This is a genomic window from Pseudomonas sp. P4795, assembly GCF_048822895.1.
In the GTDB taxonomy this organism is placed as follows: domain Bacteria; phylum Pseudomonadota; class Gammaproteobacteria; order Pseudomonadales; family Pseudomonadaceae; genus Aquipseudomonas.
Map to the genome: position 1 here is coordinate 90,776 of NZ_JBMFBT010000003.1, position 23,528 is coordinate 114,303.

Below are 23,528 nucleotides of genomic sequence, written 5' to 3' on the forward strand. Positions count from 1 at the left end.
GCATTCTCTGCCCTTTCGGGCTCATTGGCGGTAGACCAAAAAAGCCTTTTTCTGTAAGCTACAGCTTTAGTGTGTCCACTAAAAGCGCGCAGAATAATTCAGTGAACAAGCGGGGTGACGTGTCCATACGTCATTCCGCTTTTTTACAACCTGCGATTGCCCTTTCATGCGTTATTTACGGGAGGTCTTCTTGACTAAGCCAGCCATACTTGCCCTTGCTGATGGCAGCATTTTTCGCGGTGAGGCCATTGGAGCCGACGGCCAGACCGTTGGAGAGGTGGTGTTCAACACCGCAATGACCGGCTATCAGGAAATCCTTACCGATCCTTCCTACGCCCAACAGATCGTTACCCTGACCTACCCGCACATTGGCAACACCGGCACCACGCCGGAAGACGCCGAGTCGGATCGTGTCTGGGCCGCAGGTCTGGTCATTCGTGACCTGCCGCTGGTGGCGAGCAACTGGCGTAACACGATGTCCCTGGACGATTACCTGAAAGCCAACAATGTTGTGGCAATCGCTGGTATCGACACCCGTCGCCTGACGCGCATCCTGCGTGAAAAAGGCGCCCAGAACGGCTGCATCATGGCCGGCGACAACATCTCCGAAGAAGCCGCGATTGCCGCTGCGCAAGGCTTCCCGGGTCTGAAAGGCATGGATCTGGCGAAAGTCGTCAGTACCAAGAAACAATACGAGTGGCGCTCGACTGTCTGGGACCTGAAGACCGACAGCCACGCGACCATCGAAGCTTCCGAGCTGCCATATCACGTGGTCGCTTTCGACTACGGCGTCAAGGTCAACATCCTGCGCATGCTGGTCGAGCGCGGTTGCCGCGTCACTGTGGTGCCGGCACAAACCCCGGCTGCCGATGTACTGGCACTCAAGCCGGACGGCGTGTTCCTGTCCAACGGCCCTGGTGACCCGGAGCCTTGCGACTACGCCATCCAGGCGATCAAGGAAGTGCTGGAGACCGAGATTCCGGTATTTGGTATCTGCCTCGGTCACCAACTGCTGGCTCTGGCCTCCGGCGCCAAGACCCTGAAAATGGGCCATGGCCACCACGGTGCCAACCACCCGGTGCAGGATCTGGACACTGGCGTCGTGATGATCACCAGCCAGAACCACGGTTTTGCGGTAGATGAAGCGACCCTGCCGGCCAACGTTCGCGCGATCCACAAATCGCTGTTCGACGGCACCCTGCAAGGCATCGAGCGCACCGACAAGAGCGCGTTCAGCTTCCAGGGTCACCCTGAAGCCAGCCCGGGCCCGAACGATGTCGCGCCACTGTTCGACCGCTTCATCAACGAGATGGCCAAGCGACGCTAAGCGTTCGCCTTGAGACTGTAGAGAGAAGCCCTCGAGGGCGGCCCCGAATCCGGCGGCCCCTTCGGGACTTCAGAAATCGATCAAGACGGCTTGCCGACTGACCTGCGGATTTGAGTGACAACCATGCCAAAACGTACAGACATTAAAAGCATCCTGATTCTCGGCGCTGGCCCGATCGTTATCGGTCAGGCCTGCGAATTCGACTACTCCGGCGCCCAGGCTTGCAAAGCCCTGCGCGAAGAGGGTTACCGCGTCATCCTGGTGAACTCCAACCCGGCCACCATCATGACCGACCCGGACATGGCCGACGCCACCTACATCGAGCCGATCAAGTGGCAGACCGTTGCCAAGATCATCGAGAAAGAGCGTCCGGACGCGCTGCTGCCGACCATGGGCGGCCAGACTGCTCTGAACTGTGCCCTCGACCTGGAGCGCGAAGGCGTTCTGGAGAAATTCGGCGTGGAAATGATCGGCGCCAATGCCGATACCATCGACAAGGCCGAAGACCGTTCGCGCTTCGACAAGGCGATGAAATCCATTGGCCTCGACTGCCCGCGCTCGGGCATCGCCCACAGCATGGAAGAAGCTAACGCAGTGCTCGAGAAGCTCGGCTTCCCGTGCATCATCCGTCCGTCCTTCACCATGGGCGGCACCGGTGGCGGTATCGCTTACAACCGTGAAGAGTTCGAAGAAATCTGCGCCCGTGGTCTGGACCTGTCGCCGACCAAAGAGCTGCTGATCGACGAATCCCTGATCGGCTGGAAAGAGTACGAGATGGAGGTTGTCCGCGATAAGAAGGACAACTGCATCATCGTCTGCTCCATCGAAAACTTTGACCCGATGGGCGTGCACACCGGTGACTCGATCACTGTAGCGCCGGCACAGACCCTGACGGACAAGGAATACCAGATCATGCGTAACGCCTCCCTGGCGGTACTGCGCGAGATCGGCGTGGAAACCGGCGGCTCCAACGTCCAGTTCGGCATTTGCCCGGACACTGGTCGCATGGTCGTCATCGAGATGAACCCGCGGGTATCCCGTTCCTCGGCCCTGGCCTCGAAAGCCACAGGTTTCCCGATTGCGCGTATCGCTGCCAAGCTGGCGATCGGCTACACCCTGGACGAGCTGCAAAACGAAATCACCGGTGGCGCTACTCCGGCGTCCTTCGAGCCGTCGATCGACTACGTCGTCACCAAGCTGCCACGTTTTGCCTTCGAGAAATTCCCCAAGGCTGACGCGCGTCTGACCACTCAGATGAAGTCGGTTGGCGAGGTCATGGCCATCGGCCGGACTTTCCAGGAATCCCTGCAAAAAGCCCTGCGTGGTCTGGAAGTCGGCGTGTGCGGTCTGGACGAGAAGCTCGACCTGAGCAATCCGGAAAGCATGAGCGTGCTCAAGCGTGAACTGACCGTGCCTGGCGCCGAGCGTATCTGGTACGTGGCGGACGCTTTCCGCGCGGGCCTGAGCGTCGAAGATATCTTCGGCATGAACATGATCGACCCGTGGTTCCTGGTGCAGATCGAAGATCTGATCAAGGAAGAAGAGAAGGTCAAGACCCTCGGTCTGGCCAGCATCGACCGCGACATGATGTTCCGCCTCAAGCGCAAAGGCTTCTCAGACATGCGTCTGGCCAAGCTGCTGGGCGTCACCGAGAAAAACCTGCGGACTCATCGCCACAAGCTGGATATTTTCCCGGTCTACAAGCGCGTTGATACCTGCGCCGCCGAGTTCGCCACCGACACCGCTTACATGTACTCGACTTACGAGGAAGAGTGCGAAGCTGCGCCGTCTGGTCGTGACAAGATCATTATTCTGGGCGGCGGTCCTAACCGTATCGGCCAGGGCATCGAGTTCGACTACTGCTGCGTACACGCCGCCCTCGCTCTGCGCGAAGACGGGTACGAGACCATCATGGTCAACTGCAACCCGGAAACCGTTTCCACCGACTACGACACTTCCGACCGTCTGTACTTCGAGCCGGTAACCCTGGAAGACGTGCTGGAAATCTGCCGCGTCGAGAAACCGAAAGGCGTGATTGTTCAGTATGGCGGCCAGACCCCGTTGAAACTGGCTCGTGCTCTTGAAGCCGCCGGCGTGCCGATCATCGGCACCAGCCCTGACGCCATCGACCGTGCCGAAGACCGTGAGCGCTTCCAGCAAATGGTCGAGCGCCTGAACCTGCGTCAGCCGCCAAACGCCACCGTGCGCAGCGAAGACGAAGCGATTCGTGCCGCGAGCAAGATCGGTTACCCGCTGGTGGTTCGCCCGTCCTACGTGCTGGGCGGTCGTGCGATGGAAATCGTTTACGAAGAAGAAGAGCTCAAGCGCTATCTGCGTGATGCGGTGAAAGTGTCCAATGACAGCCCGGTGCTGCTCGACCACTTCCTCAACTGCGCCATCGAAATGGACGTGGATGCAGTCTGCGACGGCACCGACGTAGTAATCGGCGCAATCATGCAGCACATCGAGCAGGCTGGCGTTCACTCCGGTGACTCCGCGTGCTCGCTGCCGCCGTACTCGCTGCCGGCACACATCCAGGACGAGATGCGCGAACAGGTCAAGAAAATGGCCCTGGAACTGGGCGTTGTCGGCCTGATGAACGTGCAGTTAGCGCTGCAAGGCGAAGACATTTACGTCATCGAAGTCAATCCGCGCGCCTCGCGAACCGTACCGTTCGTATCGAAGTGCATCGGTGTTTCCCTGGCCATGATCGCTGCCCGCGTGATGGCCGGTAAAACCCTGAAGGAAATCGGTTTCACCAAAGAAATCATTCCGAACTTCTACAGCGTGAAAGAGGCGGTATTCCCATTCGCCAAATTCCCTGGCGTTGACCCGATCCTCGGCCCGGAGATGAAGTCGACCGGCGAAGTGATGGGCGTCGGTGACACCTTCGGCGAAGCCTTTGCCAAAGCCCAGATGGGTGCCAGCGAAGTGCTGCCGACCGGCGGTACCGCGTTCATCAGCGTGCGTGACGATGACAAGCCACTGGTTGCAGGCGTGGCGCGTGATCTGATCAACTTGGGCTTCGAAGTAGTCGCCACTGCCGGCACTGCCAAGCTGATTGAAGCCGCAGGCCTGAAAGTGCGTCGCGTGAACAAGGTGACCGAGGGTCGTCCGCACGTGGTCGACATGATCAAGAATGACGAAGTCACCCTGATCATCAACACCACCGAAGGTCGTCAGTCCATCGCCGACTCCTACTCCATTCGCCGCAACGCTCTGCAGCACAAGATCTACTGCACCACCACCATCGCTGCTGGCGAAGCTATCTGTGAAGCGTTGAAATTCGGTCCCGAGAAGACCGTGCGCCGCTTGCAGGATCTACACGCAGGATTGAAGGCATGATCAAGTACCCAATGACCGTCCAAGGCGCGAAAGCCCTGGAAGAAGAACACACTCACCTGACCAAGGTCGTCCGTCCGAAGCTCAGCCAGGACATCGGTACGGCTCGCGAGCTGGGTGACCTCAAGGAAAACGCCGAGTACCACGCCGCCCGCGAACAGCAAGGTATGGTCGAAGCGCGGATCCGTGACATCGAAGGCCGGATTCAGAATCAGGTCATCATTGATGTCACGTCGATTCCGCACACCGGCAAAGTGATTTTCGGCACTACCGTTGAAATCGCCAACGTCGAAACTGATGAGTCGGTGACTTACCACATCGTCGGTGAGGATGAAGCTGATTTCAAACTCGGCAAGATTTCCGTTGGTTCGCCGCTGGCCCGTGCCTTGATCGGCAAGGAAGAAGGCGATGTGGTTGCCGTGAAAACGCCAAGCGGCGTGATCGAGTACGAGATCGTCGAAGTTCGTCACATCTGAAAAAGGGGCGCCCGCTAAATGCGGGCGCCCTGCTTTCGTGGCTATTGGAATGACAGGCACGCCGAACGCGCTGATGGTTTGCGCCACAGCGTCACTGAATAATTCGGGTTTTGGTGCTGGTACAGGCCGAGGGCCTTGTCAGTCTATGGTGCGAGAGGTGGAGCGGAGTGGCAGGGTGCGCGAAGCACACCCTTGACCCTTGCCATCACTTGAAGCGATGGACGTTCGACAGCTGCTTGTTGGCGCTGAAGTTCTTGCGGTAAAGCAGTGCCATCTTGCCGATGACCTGAACCAGGTCCGCCTTGCCGGCCTTGCACAGTTCTGCAATGGACGCCAGGCGCGACTCGCGATCGAGGATGTTGAGCTTGATCTTGATCAGCTCGTGATCCGCCAAAGCGCGTTCAAACTCGGCTAACACACCTTCAGTCAAACCATTGTCAGCCACAGTCAAAACTGGTTTCAGGTGGTGGCCAATGGATTTGTACTGTTTCTTCTGCTCTGGAGTGAGCGGCATAATCTGACCCTTTCGTCTGGATTCTGTAAAATGGCGGCTATTTTACCCGAGGGTTCGTGGATCCGCCCAACTAATCACGACCCTAATCATCGAGGTGCCCAATGGCGCGTTCCAAGACAAGCCTTGGTTGGCTGAAAAGACATGTCAATGACCCCTATGTGAAGCAGGCGCAGAAGGATGGTTATCGCTCGCGTGCGAGTTACAAGCTTCTGGAGGTCCAGGAGAAATACAAGCTGATCCGTCCTGGCATGAGCGTTGTCGACCTGGGTGCGGCGCCTGGTGGCTGGTCGCAGGTGACAAGCCGGCTGATCGGTGGTCAGGGGCGTCTGATCGCTTCGGACATTCTGGAGATGGACAGCATTCCAGACGTGACCTTCATCCAGGGCGACTTCACTGAGGATGCCGTGCTCGCTCAGATCCTTGAGGCTGTGGGTAATTCGCAGGTAGACCTTGTGATTTCCGATATGGCCCCCAATATGAGTGGTACGCCTGAAGTGGATATGCCCAAAGCCATGTTCCTTTGTGAACTGGCGCTTGATCTGGCGGAGCGGATACTCAAGCCGGGCGGTAATTTCGTCATCAAGATTTTTCAGGGTGAAGGGTTTGATGTTTACCTGAAAGACGCTCGTAAGAAATTCGACAAGATCCAGATGATCAAGCCGGATTCTTCCCGTGGCACCTCTCGTGAGCAATACATGCTGGCTTGGGGCTATCGCGGACGTGGTGAGTAAAACGAGGTTTTCTTGCGAGGTGATAGGTTTTTAGTATTTCGCCTCGCACGCTTTAGCGAATATTGTGTGGAAAGTGTTTCACAAAGGGTTACAGACGGCGCCTGCCAGAGTTGTAGGTAATGTAGTAAGTTAGGCCGGTGAATATCATGCGAAGCGCGCGCCAGTAGCGGAGCTTGCTTCAGAGGGTAGTTAATTGAACGATATGGCAAAGAATCTGATCCTGTGGTTGATCATCGCGGCTGTCCTGGTGACGGTGATGAACAACTTCTCCAGCCCTAACGAGCCGCAGACCCTCAACTATTCCGACTTCATCCAGCAGGTCAAGGATGGCAAGGTCGAGCGCGTAGCGGTAGACGGCTATGTGATTACCGGCAAACGCAACGATGGCGACAGCTTCAAGACCATTCGTCCGGCAATTCAGGATAATGGCCTGATCGGTGATCTGGTCGACAATCACGTTGTGGTTGAAGGCAAGCAGCCTGAGCAGCAAAGCATCTGGACCCAGCTTCTGGTGGCCAGCTTCCCGATCCTGGTGATCATCGCGGTGTTCATGTTCTTCATGCGCCAGATGCAGGGCGGTGCTGGTGGCAAGGGCGGGCCGATGAGCTTTGGCAAGAGCAAGGCACGTCTGCTGTCTGAAGATCAGGTTAAAACCACCTTGGGTGACGTTGCCGGTTGCGACGAAGCCAAGGAAGAAGTCGGCGAACTGGTTGAATTTCTGCGCGATCCGGGCAAGTTCCAGCGCCTGGGCGGTCGCATTCCTCGCGGCGTGCTGATGGTCGGTCCTCCGGGTACCGGTAAAACCTTGCTGGCCAAGGCGATTGCCGGCGAAGCCAAGGTGCCGTTCTTCACCATCTCCGGTTCGGACTTCGTCGAAATGTTCGTCGGTGTCGGTGCGAGCCGTGTTCGCGACATGTTCGAGCAGGCCAAGAAACACGCTCCATGCATCATCTTCATCGATGAAATCGACGCCGTCGGTCGCCACCGTGGCGCAGGTATGGGCGGCGGTCATGACGAACGTGAGCAGACTCTCAACCAGTTGCTGGTCGAGATGGATGGTTTCGAAATGAATGACGGCATCATCGTCATCGCCGCAACCAACCGTCCAGACGTACTTGACCCGGCTCTGCTGCGTCCGGGTCGTTTCGACCGTCAGGTTGTGGTTGGTCTGCCGGACATTCGTGGCCGTGAGCAGATCCTCAAGGTTCACATGCGCAAAGTGCCGATGGGTGACGATGTCGCTCCGGCTGTTATCGCTCGTGGTACTCCGGGCTTCTCCGGTGCCGATCTGGCCAACCTGGTCAACGAAGCGTCGCTGTTCGCTGCCCGCGCCGGCAAGCGCATCGTCGAGATGAAAGAGTTCGAACTGGCGAAAGACAAGATCATGATGGGCGCCGAGCGCAAATCCATGGTCATGTCCGAAAAAGAGAAGCGTAATACTGCGTATCACGAAGCAGGCCATGCCATCGTTGGCCGCGTCGTGCCTGAGCATGATCCGGTTTACAAGGTGTCGATCATCCCGCGCGGTCGTGCACTGGGTGTGACCATGTTCCTGCCGGAAGAAGATCGTTACAGTCTGTCCAAGCGCGCGCTGATCAGTCAGATCTGCTCGCTGTATGGCGGCCGTATCGCTGAAGAAATGACCTTGGGTTTCGACGGTGTAACCACCGGTGCCTCCAACGACATCATGCGTGCGAGTCAGATCGCACGGAACATGGTGACCAAGTGGGGGCTTTCGGAAAAACTCGGTCCGCTGATGTATGCCGAAGAAGAGGGTGAAGTATTCCTCGGTCGCGGTGGTGGCGGTCAGGGCGCAAGTTTCTCCGGTGAAACTGCCAAACTGATCGATTCCGAAGTGCGCAGCATCATTGACCAGTGCTACGGCACGGCCAAGCAGATTCTCACGGACAACCGTGACAAGCTCGACGCCATGGCTGATGCCTTGATGAAGTACGAGACGATCGACGCCGAACAGATCGACGACATCATGGCGGGTCGCACGCCTCGTGAGCCTCGCGACTGGTCAGGCGGCACCGGTACGCCTCCGCCTCCAGTGGCTCAGGATCCGCGTCCGGAAACACCGATTGGCGGTCCGGCTGCTGACGTTTAAGGCTTGAAATGACTTTCGTACAGTCCCTGACCCGGTTGCCTTGCGGCAACCGGGTTCTTGATTTGGCCCGGACGCATGTCATGGGTATTCTCAATGTAACCCCTGATTCCTTTTCTGATGGCGGCCGATACAGCCAGCTCGATGCGGCCCTGCGCCACGCTGAAGCAATGGTCACGGCCGGCGCGACGCTGATTGATGTTGGCGGCGAGTCCACCCGGCCCGGCGCTCGTGCGGTTTCTCCGTTGGAGGAGCTGGAGCGCGTGGCGCCAATCGTCGAGTTGATCAATCGCGAGCTGGATGTGGTGATCTCGGTCGATACTTCGACTCCCGCCGTGATGCGCGAAACTGCGCGGCTCGGTGCTGGCCTGATCAACGATGTTCGCTCGTTGCGTCGCGATGGTGCCTTGGATGCCGCTGCGGCTACCGGTTTGCCGGTGTGTCTGATGCACATGCTGGGCGAGCCTGGCGATATGCAGGACAATCCGCACTATCTTGATGTCACTCGCGAGGTGGCCGAGTTTCTCGGCGAGCGTATGGCGCAGTGCGCTGCGGCCGGCATTCCTGCGGAGCGGATCATTCTCGATCCTGGCTTTGGTTTCGCCAAAACCTTGCAGCACAATCTAAGCTTGTTCAAACATATGGAGGCCCTGCATGCGCTGGGGCGTCCGCTGTTGGTCGGTGTTTCGCGAAAGAGCATGATTGGGCAGGCGTTGAATCGCCCTGTAGGCGAGCGACTGCACGGTGGTCTGGCACTCGCTGCGCTGGCGTCGGTCAAAGGTGCGAGAATCTTGCGCGTTCACGATGTCGCGGAAACGGTAGATGTAGTACGGATGATCGCGGCCGTGGAATCAGCCGAATAAGGATGAAGGAGTATTTATGAGCAAAAAATATTTTGGTACCGACGGCATTCGTGGTCGCGTCGGCGAATACCCGATTACTCCTGACTTCATGCTCAAGCTTGGCTGGGCCGCCGGTATGGCGTTCCGCAAGATGGGTGCCTGCAAGGTATTGGTCGGCAAGGACACGCGGATATCCGGCTACATGTTCGAATCCGCGCTTGAGGCAGGTCTTACCTCGGCGGGTGCGGATGTGATGCTGCTCGGGCCGATGCCGACACCGGCTATCGCCTATCTGTCCCGTACGTTCCAGGCCGAGGCCGGGATCGTGATCAGCGCATCGCACAATCCGCACGACGATAACGGCATCAAGTTTTTCTCCGGCAAAGGAACCAAATTGCCGGATGAACTGGAGTTGATGATCGAAGAGTTGCTCGACACGCCGATGACTGTGGTCGAGTCGAGCAAGATCGGCAAAGTATCGCGAATCAATGATGCTTCCGGTCGCTACATCGAATTTTGCAAAAGCAGCGTACCTACCGGCACCAGTTTTGCCGGTTTGAAAATCGTGATTGATTGCGCGCACGGTGCTACCTATAAAGTTGCGCCGAGTGTGTTCCGCGAATTGGGTGCTGACGTAGTGGTTCTGTCAGCTCAGCCGAACGGTTTGAACATCAACGAAAACTGCGGTTCCACCCATATGGGTCAATTGCAGGCAGCAGTTCTGGCTGAGCATGCGGATCTGGGTATTGCCTTCGATGGCGATGGCGATCGGGTGCTGATGGTCGATCACACTGGTGCGATCGTTGATGGCGATGAGCTGATCTTCATTATTGCGCGCGATTTGCATGAGCGTGGCAAGTTGCAGGGCGGCGTGGTCGGTACTTTGATGAGCAACCTTGGTCTGGAGCTGGCTCTGGCGGATCTGGGAATTCCTTTCGTGCGTGCCAATGTTGGCGACCGATATGTGATTGCCGAGTTGCTGGAGCGTGACTGGATTGTGGGTGGTGAGAACTCGGGGCATGTCGTGTGCTTCAATCACACCACCACTGGCGATGCGATCATCGCGGCGCTTCAGGTGCTGATGGCGCTGAAGACTCGCAGTGAGGGTCTTGCCCAAACCCGCCAGGCGTTGCGCAAATGTCCTCAAGTATTGATCAATGTCCGTTTTGGCGGCGGCGACAGCCCGCTTGAGCATCCGGCAGTCAAGGAAGCCAGTGCCCGTGTAACCGAGGCGATGGCGGGTCGCGGTCGCGTGTTGTTGCGCAAGTCCGGCACCGAGCCGCTGGTACGTGTCATGGTCGAAGGTGAGGATGAAACTCAGGTTCGTGGCTATGCCGAAGAACTGGCAAAACTGGTAACTGAAGTTTCTGCCTGATACGGCTTGCAAGCCATGAATGTGTTGGGTAACATCTGCGCCCACTTTGACCGACGAGGTACAGCATGCGTCGCCCTATGGTAGCTGGTAACTGGAAGATGCACGGTACCCGCGCCAGCGTCGCTGAGCTGATCAACGGCCTTCGTCATCTGGCCTTGCCAAGCGGTGTTGATGTCGCGGTTTTCCCGCCTTGCTTGCATATCAATCAAGTGATTGATGGTCTGAAGGGTAAGTCGATTTCGGTCGGCGCGCAGAACTCTGCGGTGGAATCCATGCAAGGTGCATTGACCGGTGAAATTGCACCGAGTCAGTTGGTGGATGCAGGTTGTTCCCTTGTGCTTGTGGGGCATTCCGAACGCCGTCAGATTATGGGCGAGCGAGACGGAATGCTGAATCGCAAGTTCGCAGCGGCACAGGCATGTGGCTTGATTCCGGTGTTGTGTATAGGGGAAACCCTGGAGCAGCGCGAAGCCGGGAAAACTCTTGAGGTTGTCGGGCGTCAGCTGGGCAGCATCATCGAGGAGCTGGGTGTTGGTGCTTTTGCCAATGCAGTTATCGCTTACGAGCCGGTCTGGGCCATTGGTACCGGACTGACTGCAACGCCGCAGCAGGCTCAGGATGTGCATAAAGCAATCCGTGAGCAGTTGGCGGCAGAGAATTCTGAAGTCGCACGAGGTGTGCGGCTTCTATACGGCGGCAGCGTGAAGGCGGCCAATGCGGTCGAACTGTTCGGCATGCCGGATATCGATGGGGGGCTCATTGGTGGAGCTTCCCTGAATGCAGATGAGTTCGGTGCGATCTGTCGCGCCGCGGGAAACTGAAAAAATGCTGGAAACAGTCGTAGTCGTTTTTCATCTGCTGGGTGCATTGGGCGTAGTTGCTCTGGTTTTGCTGCAGCAGGGTAAGGGTGCGGACGCTGGTGCGTCTTTCGGAGCAGGTGCTTCAAATACTGTGTTCGGAAGCCAAGGTTCCTCTACCTTTCTTAGTAAGTTTACTGCTATACTTGCCGCCGGTTTCTTCATAACCAGCTTAGGGTTAGGTTACTTTGCTAAAGAGAAAGCTCACCAGCTGACTCAAGCAGGTTTGCCAAACCCGGCAGTGTTGGAAATGCCTAAGCAACAACCGGCTTCTGATGATGTCCCGGTGCTTCAAGAGCAAAAGTCGGCTACTCCAGCGACTGACGTGCCTCCAGCTCAAGAGCAAAAGTAAGAAGGGTTTCAAACGTAGTATTGCCGAGGTGGTGGAATTGGTAGACACGCAACCTTGAGGTGGTTGTGCCCATAGGGTGTAGGGGTTCGAGTCCCCTTCTCGGTACCAATTAGTCAAGAAAGCCCGCTACAGCGGGCTTTCTTGCAGGTGGAAGGTTACATTGACCCTGTGAAGGATCGGTCGTATACTTCCGCCCCAGCTTTGTCGCGGGGTGGAGCAGCCTGGTAGCTCGTCGGGCTCATAACCCGAAGGTCGTCGGTTCAAATCCGGCCCCCGCAACCAGTTTAAGGAGCCCCTTTTAAGGGGCTTTTTGTTAGCTGGACACTTTCAACGCCGCTGTTCGACGGCGTTTCAAGGATGGGCGTTTCGCCCATTTTTTTATTTTGCACAGCATGCACATACATGCACGAGGGGGTTTCAGGTGTCGAGCAAGCTAGAAGAGTTGCAGGCCTTGCTGGCCCCGGTGGTCGTGGCCCTAGGCTATGAATGCTGGGGTATTGAGTTTTCGGCTCAAGGTCGCCACTCAATGTTGCGCGTTTATATTGATAAAGAAGGCGGCGTGCTGGTGGACGATTGTGCCATCGTCAGTCGCCAGATCAGCGGTGTACTGGACGTTGAAGATCCGATCACCGTTGAATACACCTTTGAAGTTTCCTCGCCTGGCATGGAGCGCCCACTGTTCACTATTGAGCAGTTTGCAAAATTTGCCGGTGACCAAGTGAAGATCAAGCTGCGCTCGCCTTTTGAAGGTCGACGCAACTTTCAGGGCCTTCTGCGCGGTGTAGAAGAGCAGGACGTCGTGGTGCAGGTAGATGACCATGAGTTTCTGTTGCCGATCGATATGATCGACAAGGCCAACATTATTCCCAGTTTTGACTGAGACGTGCCGGATACTGCGGGTACCGCGGATCCAATGGCTTGCGAAAGGCGAGGCGTACGATGAGCAAAGAAGTACTGCTGGTTGTTGAGTCGGTATCCAATGAAAAGGGCGTACCGGCTAGCGTGATTTTTGAAGCGCTGGAGCTGGCTCTGGCCACTGCTACCAAAAAGCGTTTTGAAGACGAAGTTGACCTGCGTGTGGAAATCAACCGCCACACCGGTGCATACGAAACCTTCCGTCGCTGGACGGTGGTCGAAGAGAACGATCTTGATGATCCGGCGATCGAGACCTGGCCGAGCAAGGTTGCTGAAACGCACCCTGGCGCCAATGTCGGTGACGTTGTCGAAGAAAAGATCGACTCCATCGAATTCGGCCGCATCGCTGCGCAGACCGCCAAACAGGTGATCGTGCAGAAAGTTCGCGAAGCCGAGCGTGCTCAGGTCGTCGACGCCTACCGCGAGCGCCTGGGAGAAATCATCTCCGGCACCGTGAAAAAAGTTACCCGCGATAACGTGATCGTCGATCTGGGCAACAACGCTGAGGCGTTGCTGGCTCGTGAAGACATCATTTCTCGCGAAACCTTCCGTGTCGGCGTTCGTCTGCGTGCGCTGCTCAAGGAAATCCGCACCGAGAACCGCGGCCCTCAGTTGATCCTGTCGCGTACCGCGCCGGAAATGCTGATCGAGCTGTTCCGTATCGAAGTGCCGGAAATCGCTGAAGGCTTGATCGAAGTAATGGCAGCGTCCCGTGATCCGGGTTCGCGCGCCAAGATCGCTGTCCGCTCCAAGGACAAACGCATCGACCCGCAAGGCGCGTGCATTGGTATGCGCGGTTCGCGCGTCCAGGCAGTGTCGGGCGAGTTGGGTGGCGAGCGTGTCGATATCGTCCTGTGGGACGATAACCCGGCACAGTTCGTGATCAATGCCATGTCGCCGGCAGAAGTGGCGGCGATTATCGTTGACGAAGATGCCCATGCAATGGACATCGCCGTTGGCGCAGACAATCTGGCTCAGGCCATCGGTCGAGGTGGTCAGAACGTGCGTCTGGCAAGCCAGTTGACTGGCTGGACCCTGAACGTGATGACCGAATCGGACATCCAGGCTAAGCAGCAAGCAGAAACCGGCGACATCCTGCGCAACTTCATCGACGAGCTGGAAGTCGACGAAGACCTTGCACAGGTGCTGGTAGATGAAGGCTTCACCAGCCTGGAAGAGATTGCCTACGTACCGTTGGAAGAAATGCTCAACATCGACGGCTTTGACGAAGATACCGTCAACGAGCTTCGCGCTCGCGCCAAGGATCGTTTGTTGACCAAAGCCATCGCTACTGAGGAAAAGCTGGCAGACGCCCATCCGGCCGAAGACCTGCTCTCGCTTGAGGGTATGGACAAGGATTTGGCGATGGAACTGGCGGTGCGCGGCGTAATTACCCGCGAAGACCTGGCCGAGCAGTCTATTGACGATCTGCTCGACATCGACGGCATCGACGATGATCGTGCCGGCAAGTTGATCATGGCCGCCCGAGCCCACTGGTTCGAGTAATTAGGCGCGGCCTGAGGAGAGAAATGCATGACGCAAGTCACGGTGAAACAACTGGCCGATGAGGTCAAAACACCGGTAGAGCGCCTGTTGCAGCAGATGCGTGAGGCAGGTCTGCCGCACACCGCCGCCGAAGAAAATGTGACTGACAGTGAGAAGCAATCCCTGCTGACTCACTTGAAGAGCAGCCACAAGGCGAAAGTGGAAGAACCACGCAAGATCACGCTGCAGCGTAAAACCACCAGCACCCTGCGTGTGGCTGGTAGCAAAAGCATCAGTGTTGAAGTTCGCAAGAAGAAAGTTTTCGTACAGCGCAGCCCGGAAGAAATCGAAGCCGAGCGCAAGCGTGAACTGGACGAACGTCGCGCAGTAGAAAATGCTGCCCGTCAGAAGGCTGAAGAAGAGTCCAAGCCGCGCGCCGAAGAAGAAGCGCGTCGCCAGCCTGCTACCGCACAAACAGCTAACGACGCCGTTTCGGCGCCGGCCGCTGCTGCCCAGCCAGTACGCGAAAGCGCCCCGGTTGCAGCTGCTCCAGCACCGTCTGCTGACGTTCGCAACAAGCAGAACGAACAGCGTCGTCCTGACAAACCACGTGCCGACGACAACAATCGTCGCAGTGGCGGTGGTGATGGCGAGCGTAAAAACGCTCCACATCGCGCATCGGTCAAGGAAAAAGCACCAGCTCCACGTGTGGCGCCACGCACTACCGACGAAGAGAGCGATAGCTTCCGTCGTGGTGGTCGCGGCAAGGCCAAGCTGAAGAAGCGCAATGCCCACGGTTTCCAGAGCCCAACCGGCCCTGTCGTGCGTGATGTGCAGATCGGCGAGACCATCAGTGTTGGCGATCTCGCCAATCAGATGTCGGTCAAGGCTGCTGAAATCATCAAGTTCATGTTCAAACTGGGTACCCCAGCGACCATCAACCAGGTGCTTGATCAGGAAACTGCTCAACTGGTAGCCGAAGAACTGGGCCACAAAGTGACCCTGGTCAGCGACACCGCTCTGGAAGATTCCCTGGCCGAGTCCCTGAAGTTTGAAGGCGAGTCGTTCTCCCGTGCACCAGTCGTGACCGTAATGGGCCACGTTGACCACGGTAAGACCTCGCTGCTCGACTACATCCGTCGTGCCAAGGTAGCTGCTGGCGAAGCCGGCGGTATCACCCAGCACATCGGTGCATACCACGTTGAAACCGAACGCGGCATGGTCACCTTCCTCGACACCCCTGGTCACGCCGCGTTTACCGCAATGCGTGCCCGTGGTGCCAAGGCGACCGACATCGTGATTCTGGTCGTTGCAGCGGACGACGGCGTGATGCCGCAGACCATTGAAGCTGTTCAGCACGCAGTAGCGGCTGGCGTTCCACTGGTTGTTGCTGTGAACAAGATCGACAAGCCGGGCGCCGATCTCGATCGCATCCGTAGCGAACTGTCGGTTCACGGCGTGACGTCGGAAGAGTGGGGTGGTGAAACGCCGTTCGTATCGGTTTCGGCGAAAGTCGGTACTGGTGTTGACGAGCTGCTCGAAGCTGTCCTGCTGCAAGCCGAAGTTCTCGAACTGAAAGCGACTCCATCGGCTCCTGGTCGTGGCGTTGTAGTTGAATCGCGTCTCGACAAAGGTCGTGGCCCGGTTGCAACCGTTCTGGTTCAAGACGGTACCCTGCGCCAAGGCGACATGGTTCTGGTCGGTTCGAACTATGGCCGTGTACGTGCCATGCTCGACGAGAACGGCAAGCCGATCAAGGAAGCCGGTCCTTCCATCCCGGTCGAGATCCTCGGCCTGGACGGTACCCCGGACGCTGGCGACGAGATGAGCGTTGTTGCAGACGAGAAGAAAGCCCGTGAAGTGGCTCTGTTCCGTCAAGGCAAGTTCCGCGAAGTCAAACTGGCTCGCGCTCACGCTGGCAAGCTGGAAAACATCTTCGAAAACATGGGCCAGGCAGAGAAGAAGACGCTCAACATCGTCCTCAAATCTGACGTCCGTGGCTCGCTGGAAGCGTTGAACGGTGCCTTGAACGGCCTGGGTAACGACGAAGTGCAAGTGCGTGTTGTCGGTGGCGGTGTCGGTGGTATCACCGAGTCCGACGCCAACCTGGCACTGGCCTCCAACGCTGTACTGTTCGGCTTCAACGTGCGTGCCGATGCTGGCGCACGGAAGATCGTCGAGCAGGAAGGTCTGGACATGCGTTACTACAACGTGATCTACGACATCATCGAAGACGTCAAGAAAGCCCTCACCGGTATGCTCGGCAGCGATGTTCGCGAGAACATCCTGGGTATCGCTGAAGTGCGTGACGTGTTCCGTTCGCCGAAGTTTGGCGCGATCGCCGGTTGCATGGTTATCGAAGGTGTTGTTCACCGTAACCGTCCAATCCGTGTACTGCGTGAAGACATCGTTATCTTCGAAGGCGAGCTGGAATCCCTGCGCCGCTTCAAGGATGACGCTTCCGAAGTACGTGCCGGCATGGAATGCGGTATCGGCGTGAAGAGCTACAACGACGTCAAACCTGGCGACAAGATCGAAGTCTACGAGAAGGTTCAGGTTGCTCGCAGCCTCTGACTCGCGCACTTCAAGGGCCACGTCGGGCCGTAGCATGCAAATGCGCGGCACGGCGGCAGGACTCTAAACGCAACGCCCGGTCTGGCATTTAGCCAGGCCGGGCGTTTGCCGCTTTCAGACCCCACGGGTTTCACCGTGAGGCAGTAACAGGTAACAAGACATGGCAAAAGAATACAGCCGTACCCAACGTATCGGCGATCAGATGCAGCGTGAGCTGGCACAGCTGATCCGTCGTGAAGTCAAAGACCCGCGCGTCGGCCTGGTCACCATTACCGCTGTGGAAGTCAGCCGTGACGTCGGTCACGCCAAGATTTTCATTACCGTGATGGGTCAGGACAATGCTGAAGACATCGCGCAAAGCATCAAGGTGCTTAACTCTGCCGCCGGTTTCCTGCGCATGCAGTTGGCGCGTGAAATGAAGTTGCGCAGCGTGCCTCAGCTGCACTTCCACTACGACGAAAGCGTCGTGCGTGGTGCGCACCTCTCGGCCCTGATCGAGCGCGCTGTGGCTGAAGACAATCAGCACCCGGTTGCGGCTGAACCCGAAGACACCAAGGAGTAACTCGGTGGCTCAGGTCAAACGTATCCGCCGTAACGTCAGCGGCATCATCCTGCTCGACAAGCCATTGGGGTTCACCTCCAACGCTGCCCTGCAGAAGGTGCGCTGGTTGCTCAACGCCGAGAAAGCCGGGCACACCGGCAGTCTTGATCCGCTGGCCACCGGCGTGTTGCCGCTGTGCTTCGGTGAGGCCACCAAGTTTTCGCAATACTTGCTCGATTCCGACAAGGCTTATGAAACCCTGGCGCAACTGGGCAAGACCACGACCACGGCGGATGCCGAGGGCGAAGTTTTGCAGGAACGCCCGGTGACCGTTGGTCGCGCCGATGTCGAAGCTGCATTGCCGAAATTTCGCGGGCTTATCAGTCAGATACCGCCGATGTACTCGGCGCTCAAGCGTGATGGCCAGCCCCTGTACAAGCTGGCACGTGCAGGCGAAGTAGTGGAGCGTGAACCGCGTTCTGTTACTATTGCGCGCTTGGAATTGTTGGCCTTCGAGGGTGATACTGCGCGCCTCGCGGTGGATTGCAGCAAGGGCACCTATATTCGCACCCTGGTGGAGGATATTGGTGAGCAACTCGGTTGTGGTGCGTACGTCGCTGAATTGCGCCGTACCCAGGCCGGGCCTTTCACCCTGGCGCAGACCGTAACCCTCGAAGAGCTTGAAGCGGTACATGCCGAAGGCGGCAACGAAGCGGTTGATCGCTTCCTGATGCCATCGGACAGCGGCCTGCAGGATTGGCCGCTGCTGCACTTCTCGGAACACAGCGCGTTTTACTGGCTCAATGGCCAGCCGGTACGTGCTCCAGATGCTCCGAAGTTCGGCATGGTGCGGGTACAGGATCACAACGGTCGTTTCATCGGTATCGGTGAAGTGAGCGAAGACGGGCGCATTGCGCCGCGTCGACTGATTCGGTCGGAATGACCGAAAACCGGTCTGTGTAACAGCAGGCTGGCGAGGGTGGCTGTCAACAGGCACGGTCACTACTCATTTATAGATACAGGGATTTGTCCCTGGCCTGTTGAAACTGTTTTTCTGAAACAGTTTCCTGATAAAAGGATTGCCTCATGGCTCTCGACGTTCAAGAAAAAGCTCAAATCGTTGCTGACTACCAGCAAGCTGTTGGTGACACTGGTTCGCCAGAAGTGCAAGTTGCACTGCTGACCCACAACATCAACAAGCTGCAAGGTCACTTCAAGGCCAACGGTAAAGATCACCACTCCCGTCGTGGTCTGATCCGCATGGTAAACCAGCGTCGCAAGCTGCTGGACTACCTGAAAGGCAAGGATCTGGGTCGTTATCAGACTCTGATCGGTCGCCTGGGTCTGCGTCGCTAATAAGCGATTGCGCTAGAGGTTGGTTGTCTGTCGCGCGTCAGTGGGATTCCCGCTGGCGCCTGGCAGGCTCCCAGCCTCAAGTTTTATCTGGATACACGTTTTACCCTGGACAGGCGTTGGGCCGATTCCCGACATTGCCCAAGAATTCGCAAGAAACCAGTTTCCCCAAGAGCCACAAAGAAGGTAGGACACCGTGAACCCGGTTATCAAAAAATTTCAGTTCGGTCAGTCGACCGTTACCCTCGAGACAGGCCGTATCGCCCGTCAAGCCTCCGGCGCAGTGCTGGTTACCGTTGACGACGACGTTACCGTTCTGGTGACCGTTGTTGGCGCCAAGACCGCTGACCCGAGCAAAGGCTTCTTCCCTCTTTCCGTTCACTACCAGGAAAAAACTTACGCTGCCGGTAAGATCCCTGGCGGTTTCTTCAAGCGTGAAGGCCGTCCTTCCGAGAAAGAAACCCTGACTTCCCGACTGATCGACCGTCCGATCCGTCCGCTGTTCCCAGAAGGTTTCATGAACGAAGTGCAGGTTGTCTGCACCGTCGTTTCCACCAGCAAAAAGACCGATCCGGACATCGCTGCGATGATCGGTACCTCGGCTGCCCTGGCTATCTCGGGCATTCCGTTCGACGGCCCGATCGGCGCCGCCCGCGTTGCTTTCCACGAAAGCACCGGCTACCTGCTGAACCCAACTTACGAACAACAGAAAGCTTCGAGCCTGGACATGGTCGTTGCCGGTACTTCGGAAGCCGTTCTGATGGTTGAATCGGAAGCCAAAGAGCTGACCGAAGACCAGATGCTGGGCGCGGTACTGTTTGCTCACGACGAGTTCCAGGTTGTGATCAACGCCGTTAAAGAACTGGCTGCCGAAGCTGCCAAGCCAACCTGGACCTGGGCTCCACAGCCTGAAGCCACTGCACTGCTGGGCGCTATCCGTGCCGAGTTCGGCGAAGCGATCTCCCAGGCTTACACCATCACCATCAAGGCCGACCGTTACGCTCGCCTGGGTGAGTTGAAGGATCAGGTTGTTGCCAAGCTGTCCGGTGAAGAAGGTCAACCTTCTGCCAGCGAAGTCAAAGCGGCTTTCGGCGAAATCGAATACCGCACCGTTCGCGAAAACATCGTGAACGGCAAGCCACGTATCGACGGTCGCGACACCAAAACCGTACGTCCTTTGAACATCGAAGTCGGTGTTCTGCCAAAGACCCACGGTTCGGCTCTGTTCACCCGTGGCGAAACCCAGGCTCTGGTCGTTGCAACGCTGGGCACCGCCCGTGATGCACAACTGCTGGACACTCTGGAAGGCGAGAAAAAAGACCCGTTCATGCTGCACTACAACTTCCCTCCGTTCTCGGTAGGTGAGTGTGGTCGCATGGGTGGCGCTGGTCGTCGCGAAATCGGTCACGGCCGTCTGGCCCGTCGTTCGATCGCAGCCATGCTGCCTGCCGCCGACGTGTTCCCGTACACCATCCGTGTGGTTTCGGAAATCACCGAATCCAACGGTTCGAGCTCGATGGCTTCCGTTTGCGGCGCTTCCCTGGCCCTGATGGACGCTGGTGTGCCGATGAAGGCGCCGGTTGCCGGTATTGCCATGGGTCTGGTTAAAGAAGGCGGCAAGTTCGCTGTTCTGACCGACATCCTGGGTGACGAAGACCACCTCGGCGACATGGACTTCAAAGTAGCCGGTACCGCCAAAGGTGTTACCGCGCTGCAGATGGACATCAAGATCAAGGGCATCACCGAAGAAATCATGGAAATCGCTCTGGGCCAAGCCCTGGAAGCGCGCCTGAACATCCTCGGCCAGATGAACCAGATCATTGGTCAGTCGCGTACCGAGCTGTCGGAAAATGCTCCGACCATGATCGCGATGAAGATCGACACCGACAAGATCCGTGACGTTATCGGTAAAGGTGGCGCGACCATCCGTGCGATCTGTGAAGAGACCAAGGCTTCGATCGACATCGAAGACGACGGCTCGATCAAGATCTTCGGCGAAACCAAGGAAGCTGCTGAAGCTGCACGTCAGCGCGTTCTGGGCATCACCGCAGAAGCGGAAATCGGCAAGATCTACGTCGGCAAGGTTGAGCGCATCGTCGACTTCGGCGCATTCGTCAACATCCTGCCGGGCAAAGACGGTCTGGTGCACATCTCGATGCTGAGCGACGCTCGCGTAGAGAAAGTCACCGACATTCTGAAAGAAGGTCAGGAAGTTGAAGTACTGGTACTGGACGTGGACAACCGCGGCCGTATCAAGCTGTCGATCAAAGACGTGGCAGCTGCCAAGGCGTCGGGCGTTTAATTACCCCACCGCTTTAGCGCAATAAAAATGCCCCACCGTGAAAACGGTGGGGCATTTTTTTGTCCGCGAAACAACGGTGGCCACAAAGTTGCCGGAGTTCAGCACCGGTGCTAGGTTTAGCCCACCGCCCGTGTAGCTCAGCCGGTAGAGCAGCGCACTCGTAACGCGAAGGTCGCAGGTTCGATTCCTGTCTCGGGCAAAAATTATTTCACCTTGCGGCTCAGCTCCTCAACAGTGCGTTTGAGCTGGTCGACCGCCCGATCCTGATCGCTGACTTTCTGCTTGAGGTTCGACAGTTCACTGGAGCTCGAACTTGAGCTGGAGCCGCTACTGCGCTTGAGCTCTTCTACTTGCCGGCTGAGGTTGTTCAAATCGCGCTCCTGCTCCTTGACCTTGTTCTTCAGGTCGTCGATTTCCTTGCCGCTGGAACTCGAACTGGAGCCGCTGCTGCGTTTGAGTTCTTCGATCTGCCGTGACTGCTCACTGATCGTGTCGCGCATTTTCTTCAGATCATCGATGCTGATCTCGCTCTTGATCACGACCTGCTTGCCGTAATCGTCGTGAATCAGGGAAACCTTGTCACCGAAAGACGGGCTACTGGTGCTCAATTCAACAGCCATTGCACTGCTCGATACAGCCAGAAGTGCAAGCAGAGCGGTAGCGGACTTAACGGAAGAGGTCTTGAAAAAACTGCGCATCACTGGGATTCCTTGTGAACAGCGAATGTGAGTGCCGATGTGGCACAACGCTATGACTGGAAATGCGCATTTATGTTCCCCAGGTCAACTTTTTACGAAAGAGATGTAAAGAGGCGTGTAATTCGTCATGCAAACGTCCTATATTCGGTGCCTGCATGAGCATCGCTTAGCAGTTTTCAGATGATCCCGAATGGTTCCGAAGGCCGGACAATCCGCGTCAGAGAGATCCTTGATGATCCAGATCCATCCTCCATTCTTACGATCAACGAGAACGCCATGACCGAATTAACTCAAGAGCAACGTCACGAATTAGCGCTGGAAAAGTACATTCTGGCCGTGCCGGACCTGAAAGAAGAGATCAAGGACCTGAGTCCTGATGATCAGAAAGACCAGATCCAGTGGGCCTTCGAAGACGAAGCCGAAGCCCAGGGCTTGCAGCCGTGGGAGCTGACGCTCAAGTACACGAGCACGCCGGAGGAGTTCGAGGCTGCGCGCCTGGTCCTGCACAAAGAGGCGGCCGAGGTGCTTGGCGTTGAATGGGACGAGTACTGCGAGATGAATAATCTGGTGGTCTGAAACCAAAACGCCAGCCTCATCCGGGCTGGCGTTTTTTATTGCGCGAGCGTCTCAGAGACTCAGGCGCATCGAAAGATCCACCGCCTTCACATCCTTGGTCATCGCGCCGATCGAGATGTAATCCACGCCAGTCTGGGCAATCGGTAGCAACGTGCTTTCGTTGATCCCGCCGCTGGCCTCCAGTTTCGCCTTGCCGCCGTTCAGGCGCACCGCTTCGCGCATGTCGTCCAGGCTCAGTTCGTCGAGCATGATGATGTCGGCGCCTGCCTCCAGCGCTTCTTTAAGCTCTGCAAGACTTTCGACTTCGACTTCCACCGGTTTGCCCGGCGCGATCTTGTGCGCGGCAGCAATGGCTTGCGCGATGCCTCCACTCGCTGCGATGTGGTTTTCCTTGATCAGGAACGCGTCGTACAGGCCGATGCGATGGTTGTGACAACCGCCGCAAGTCACCGCGTATTTCTGCGCCAGACGCAGGCCGGGCAGGGTCTTGCGCGTGTCGAGCAGCTTCACTTGAGTCTCGCCGACGAAATCCGCCAGGTACTGCGCGCGCGTCGCCACGCCAGAAAGCAGTTGCAGGAAGTTCAGCGCACTGCGTTCGCCAGTCAGCAGCGAGCGAGCGGGGCCTTCCAGATGAAACAACGGCTGATTGGGCTGCACCCGCTCGCCATCGCGCACCTGCCAATGCACGGCGACCCGTGGATCGAGCTGGCGAAACACTGCATCAACCCACGCCGTGCCACTGATGACGGCGGCGTCGCGAGTAATGATGGTGGCTTTGGCCAGACGTTCGGCCGGGATCAGTTGCGCGGTGATGTCGCCGCTGCCGACGTCTTCGAGCAGCGCACGGCGCACGTTGGCTTCGATTTCGGCGGTCAAATCGGCGAGACGTAGATTCGGCATAACGGACTCCACAAACTAAGTGATCCGATTATAGGGGCATGGTGCGAGCCAACCCAAGGCCGGAACCTGTATGCGGCGTGCATCCGGTCGAATCCTTTTGAGCAAACGCCGCTGCGGCGCGGTCAGTTGCATAGATCCGGTACTAGGGGAAACCCTGAGGCTACTGGCACTCGCGACATGTTTTGCACGATAATCCGCCTTGCATTTGACGTCATAGCTTTGACGTGAAAAGAGGCTGCGGCCCGCGCACCGGACGTTTCT

20 protein-coding genes and 3 tRNA genes are annotated in these 23,528 nt (G+C 57.4%); 20 read left to right on the forward strand and 3 right to left on the reverse strand.

Translation table 11 applies throughout. From position 1 onward, the window contains the following. Positions 1-190: 190 nt before the first annotated feature. The 3 genes from carA to greA all read left to right on the forward strand — a co-directional run bounded on the left by carA (position 191) and on the right by greA (position 5,145). Positions 191-1,327 carry a glutamine-hydrolyzing carbamoyl-phosphate synthase small subunit gene (gene carA / locus ACOI8A_RS09020; RefSeq protein ID WP_420647550.1) on the forward strand — a complete coding sequence of 379 codons (1,137 nt, stop codon included), beginning with the start codon at positions 191-193 and terminating at the stop codon, positions 1,325-1,327. 123 nt (positions 1,328-1,450) lie between these two features. After that, positions 1,451-4,672, forward strand: a complete 3,222-nt coding sequence (carB, locus tag ACOI8A_RS09025; RefSeq protein ID WP_420647551.1) for a carbamoyl-phosphate synthase large subunit — start codon at positions 1,451-1,453, stop codon at positions 4,670-4,672. After that, the gene (gene greA / locus ACOI8A_RS09030) at positions 4,669-5,145 is read left to right on the forward strand and encodes a transcription elongation factor GreA (RefSeq protein WP_420647552.1); all 477 of its coding nucleotides are present in this window, start codon (positions 4,669-4,671) and stop codon (positions 5,143-5,145) included. The genes carB and greA overlap by 4 nt, the downstream gene beginning before the upstream one ends. Before the next feature lie 205 nt (positions 5,146-5,350). On the opposite strand, the gene ACOI8A_RS09035 is transcribed toward greA, so the two are convergent. Next, entirely contained in the window at positions 5,351-5,659 is a 309-nt protein-coding gene (locus tag ACOI8A_RS09035; protein WP_420647553.1) for a YhbY family RNA-binding protein, read from the reverse strand. Between the two features lie 101 nt (positions 5,660-5,760). Here ACOI8A_RS09035 and rlmE point away from each other — a divergent pair, with 101 nt between their 5' ends. From rlmE to ACOI8A_RS09115, 16 genes are all read left to right on the forward strand, one after another. Continuing rightward, entirely contained in the window at positions 5,761-6,390 is a 630-nt protein-coding gene (gene rlmE, locus ACOI8A_RS09040) for a 23S rRNA (uridine(2552)-2'-O)-methyltransferase RlmE (protein ID WP_420647554.1), read from the forward strand. A gap of 202 nt (positions 6,391-6,592) precedes the next feature. Further along, the gene (gene ftsH, locus ACOI8A_RS09045) at positions 6,593-8,500 is read left to right on the forward strand and encodes an ATP-dependent zinc metalloprotease FtsH (protein WP_420647812.1); all 1,908 of its coding nucleotides are present in this window, start codon (positions 6,593-6,595) and stop codon (positions 8,498-8,500) included. 8 nt (positions 8,501-8,508) lie between these two features. Beyond that, the gene (folP, locus tag ACOI8A_RS09050) at positions 8,509-9,360 is read left to right on the forward strand and encodes a dihydropteroate synthase (protein ID WP_420647555.1); all 852 of its coding nucleotides are present in this window, start codon (positions 8,509-8,511) and stop codon (positions 9,358-9,360) included. A gap of 16 nt (positions 9,361-9,376) precedes the next feature. Then, positions 9,377-10,714: a phosphoglucosamine mutase gene (gene glmM / locus ACOI8A_RS09055; RefSeq protein WP_420647556.1), complete on the forward strand. Its 1,338-nt coding sequence runs from the start codon at positions 9,377-9,379 to the stop codon at positions 10,712-10,714. Between the two features lie 65 nt (positions 10,715-10,779). Continuing rightward, the gene (gene tpiA / locus ACOI8A_RS09060) at positions 10,780-11,535 is read left to right on the forward strand and encodes a triose-phosphate isomerase (RefSeq protein ID WP_420647557.1); all 756 of its coding nucleotides are present in this window, start codon (positions 10,780-10,782) and stop codon (positions 11,533-11,535) included. A 4-nt stretch (positions 11,536-11,539) separates the two neighbouring features. Further along, positions 11,540-11,923: a preprotein translocase subunit SecG gene (gene secG / locus ACOI8A_RS09065; protein WP_420647558.1), complete on the forward strand. Its 384-nt coding sequence runs from the start codon at positions 11,540-11,542 to the stop codon at positions 11,921-11,923. Positions 11,924-11,945: 22 nt separating this feature from the next. Next, positions 11,946-12,031: transfer RNA gene (locus tag ACOI8A_RS09070), tRNA-Leu, on the forward strand. Between the two features lie 97 nt (positions 12,032-12,128). Continuing rightward, positions 12,129-12,205, forward strand: a tRNA-Met gene (locus ACOI8A_RS09075). Positions 12,206-12,344: 139 nt separating this feature from the next. Beyond that, the gene (rimP, locus tag ACOI8A_RS09080; RefSeq protein WP_420647559.1) at positions 12,345-12,803 is read left to right on the forward strand and encodes a ribosome maturation factor RimP; all 459 of its coding nucleotides are present in this window, start codon (positions 12,345-12,347) and stop codon (positions 12,801-12,803) included. Between the two features lie 59 nt (positions 12,804-12,862). Further along, positions 12,863-14,344, forward strand: coding sequence for a transcription termination factor NusA (nusA, locus tag ACOI8A_RS09085; protein WP_042557594.1), 1,482 nt, complete (start codon positions 12,863-12,865; stop codon positions 14,342-14,344). A gap of 27 nt (positions 14,345-14,371) precedes the next feature. Further along, the gene (gene infB, locus ACOI8A_RS09090) at positions 14,372-16,897 is read left to right on the forward strand and encodes a translation initiation factor IF-2 (protein WP_420647560.1); all 2,526 of its coding nucleotides are present in this window, start codon (positions 14,372-14,374) and stop codon (positions 16,895-16,897) included. A 160-nt stretch (positions 16,898-17,057) separates the two neighbouring features. Further along, on the forward strand, positions 17,058-17,459 hold the full coding sequence (gene rbfA / locus ACOI8A_RS09095) for a 30S ribosome-binding factor RbfA (protein ID WP_008088344.1): 402 nt from the start codon (positions 17,058-17,060) through the stop codon (positions 17,457-17,459). A gap of 4 nt (positions 17,460-17,463) precedes the next feature. Further along, positions 17,464-18,381: a tRNA pseudouridine(55) synthase TruB gene (gene truB / locus ACOI8A_RS09100; RefSeq protein WP_420647561.1), complete on the forward strand. Its 918-nt coding sequence runs from the start codon at positions 17,464-17,466 to the stop codon at positions 18,379-18,381. 143 nt (positions 18,382-18,524) lie between these two features. Beyond that, on the forward strand, positions 18,525-18,794 hold the full coding sequence (gene rpsO, locus ACOI8A_RS09105) for a 30S ribosomal protein S15 (protein ID WP_003177875.1): 270 nt from the start codon (positions 18,525-18,527) through the stop codon (positions 18,792-18,794). Positions 18,795-18,987: 193 nt separating this feature from the next. After that, complete coding sequence (gene pnp / locus ACOI8A_RS09110; RefSeq protein ID WP_420647562.1) at positions 18,988-21,093, forward strand: polyribonucleotide nucleotidyltransferase; 2,106 nt, start codon at positions 18,988-18,990, stop codon at positions 21,091-21,093. Positions 21,094-21,219: 126 nt separating this feature from the next. Then, positions 21,220-21,292, forward strand: a tRNA-Thr gene (locus ACOI8A_RS09115). 4 nt (positions 21,293-21,296) lie between these two features. Here the strand turns inward: ACOI8A_RS09115 and ACOI8A_RS09120 are convergent. Then, a complete protein-coding gene (locus ACOI8A_RS09120) occupies positions 21,297-21,791 on the reverse strand; it encodes a hypothetical protein (RefSeq protein WP_420647563.1) in 495 nt (164 codons plus the stop codon). A gap of 276 nt (positions 21,792-22,067) precedes the next feature. On the opposite strand from ACOI8A_RS09120, the gene ACOI8A_RS09125 reads away from it, so the two are divergent. Continuing rightward, the gene (locus tag ACOI8A_RS09125) at positions 22,068-22,367 is read left to right on the forward strand and encodes a DUF6388 family protein (protein WP_420647564.1); all 300 of its coding nucleotides are present in this window, start codon (positions 22,068-22,070) and stop codon (positions 22,365-22,367) included. Positions 22,368-22,418: 51 nt separating this feature from the next. Here ACOI8A_RS09125 and nadC read toward each other — a convergent pair whose 3' ends face one another. Continuing rightward, complete coding sequence (gene nadC / locus ACOI8A_RS09130) at positions 22,419-23,267, reverse strand: carboxylating nicotinate-nucleotide diphosphorylase (RefSeq protein WP_420647565.1); 849 nt, start codon at positions 23,265-23,267, stop codon at positions 22,419-22,421. Positions 23,268-23,528: the final 261 nt, after the last annotated feature.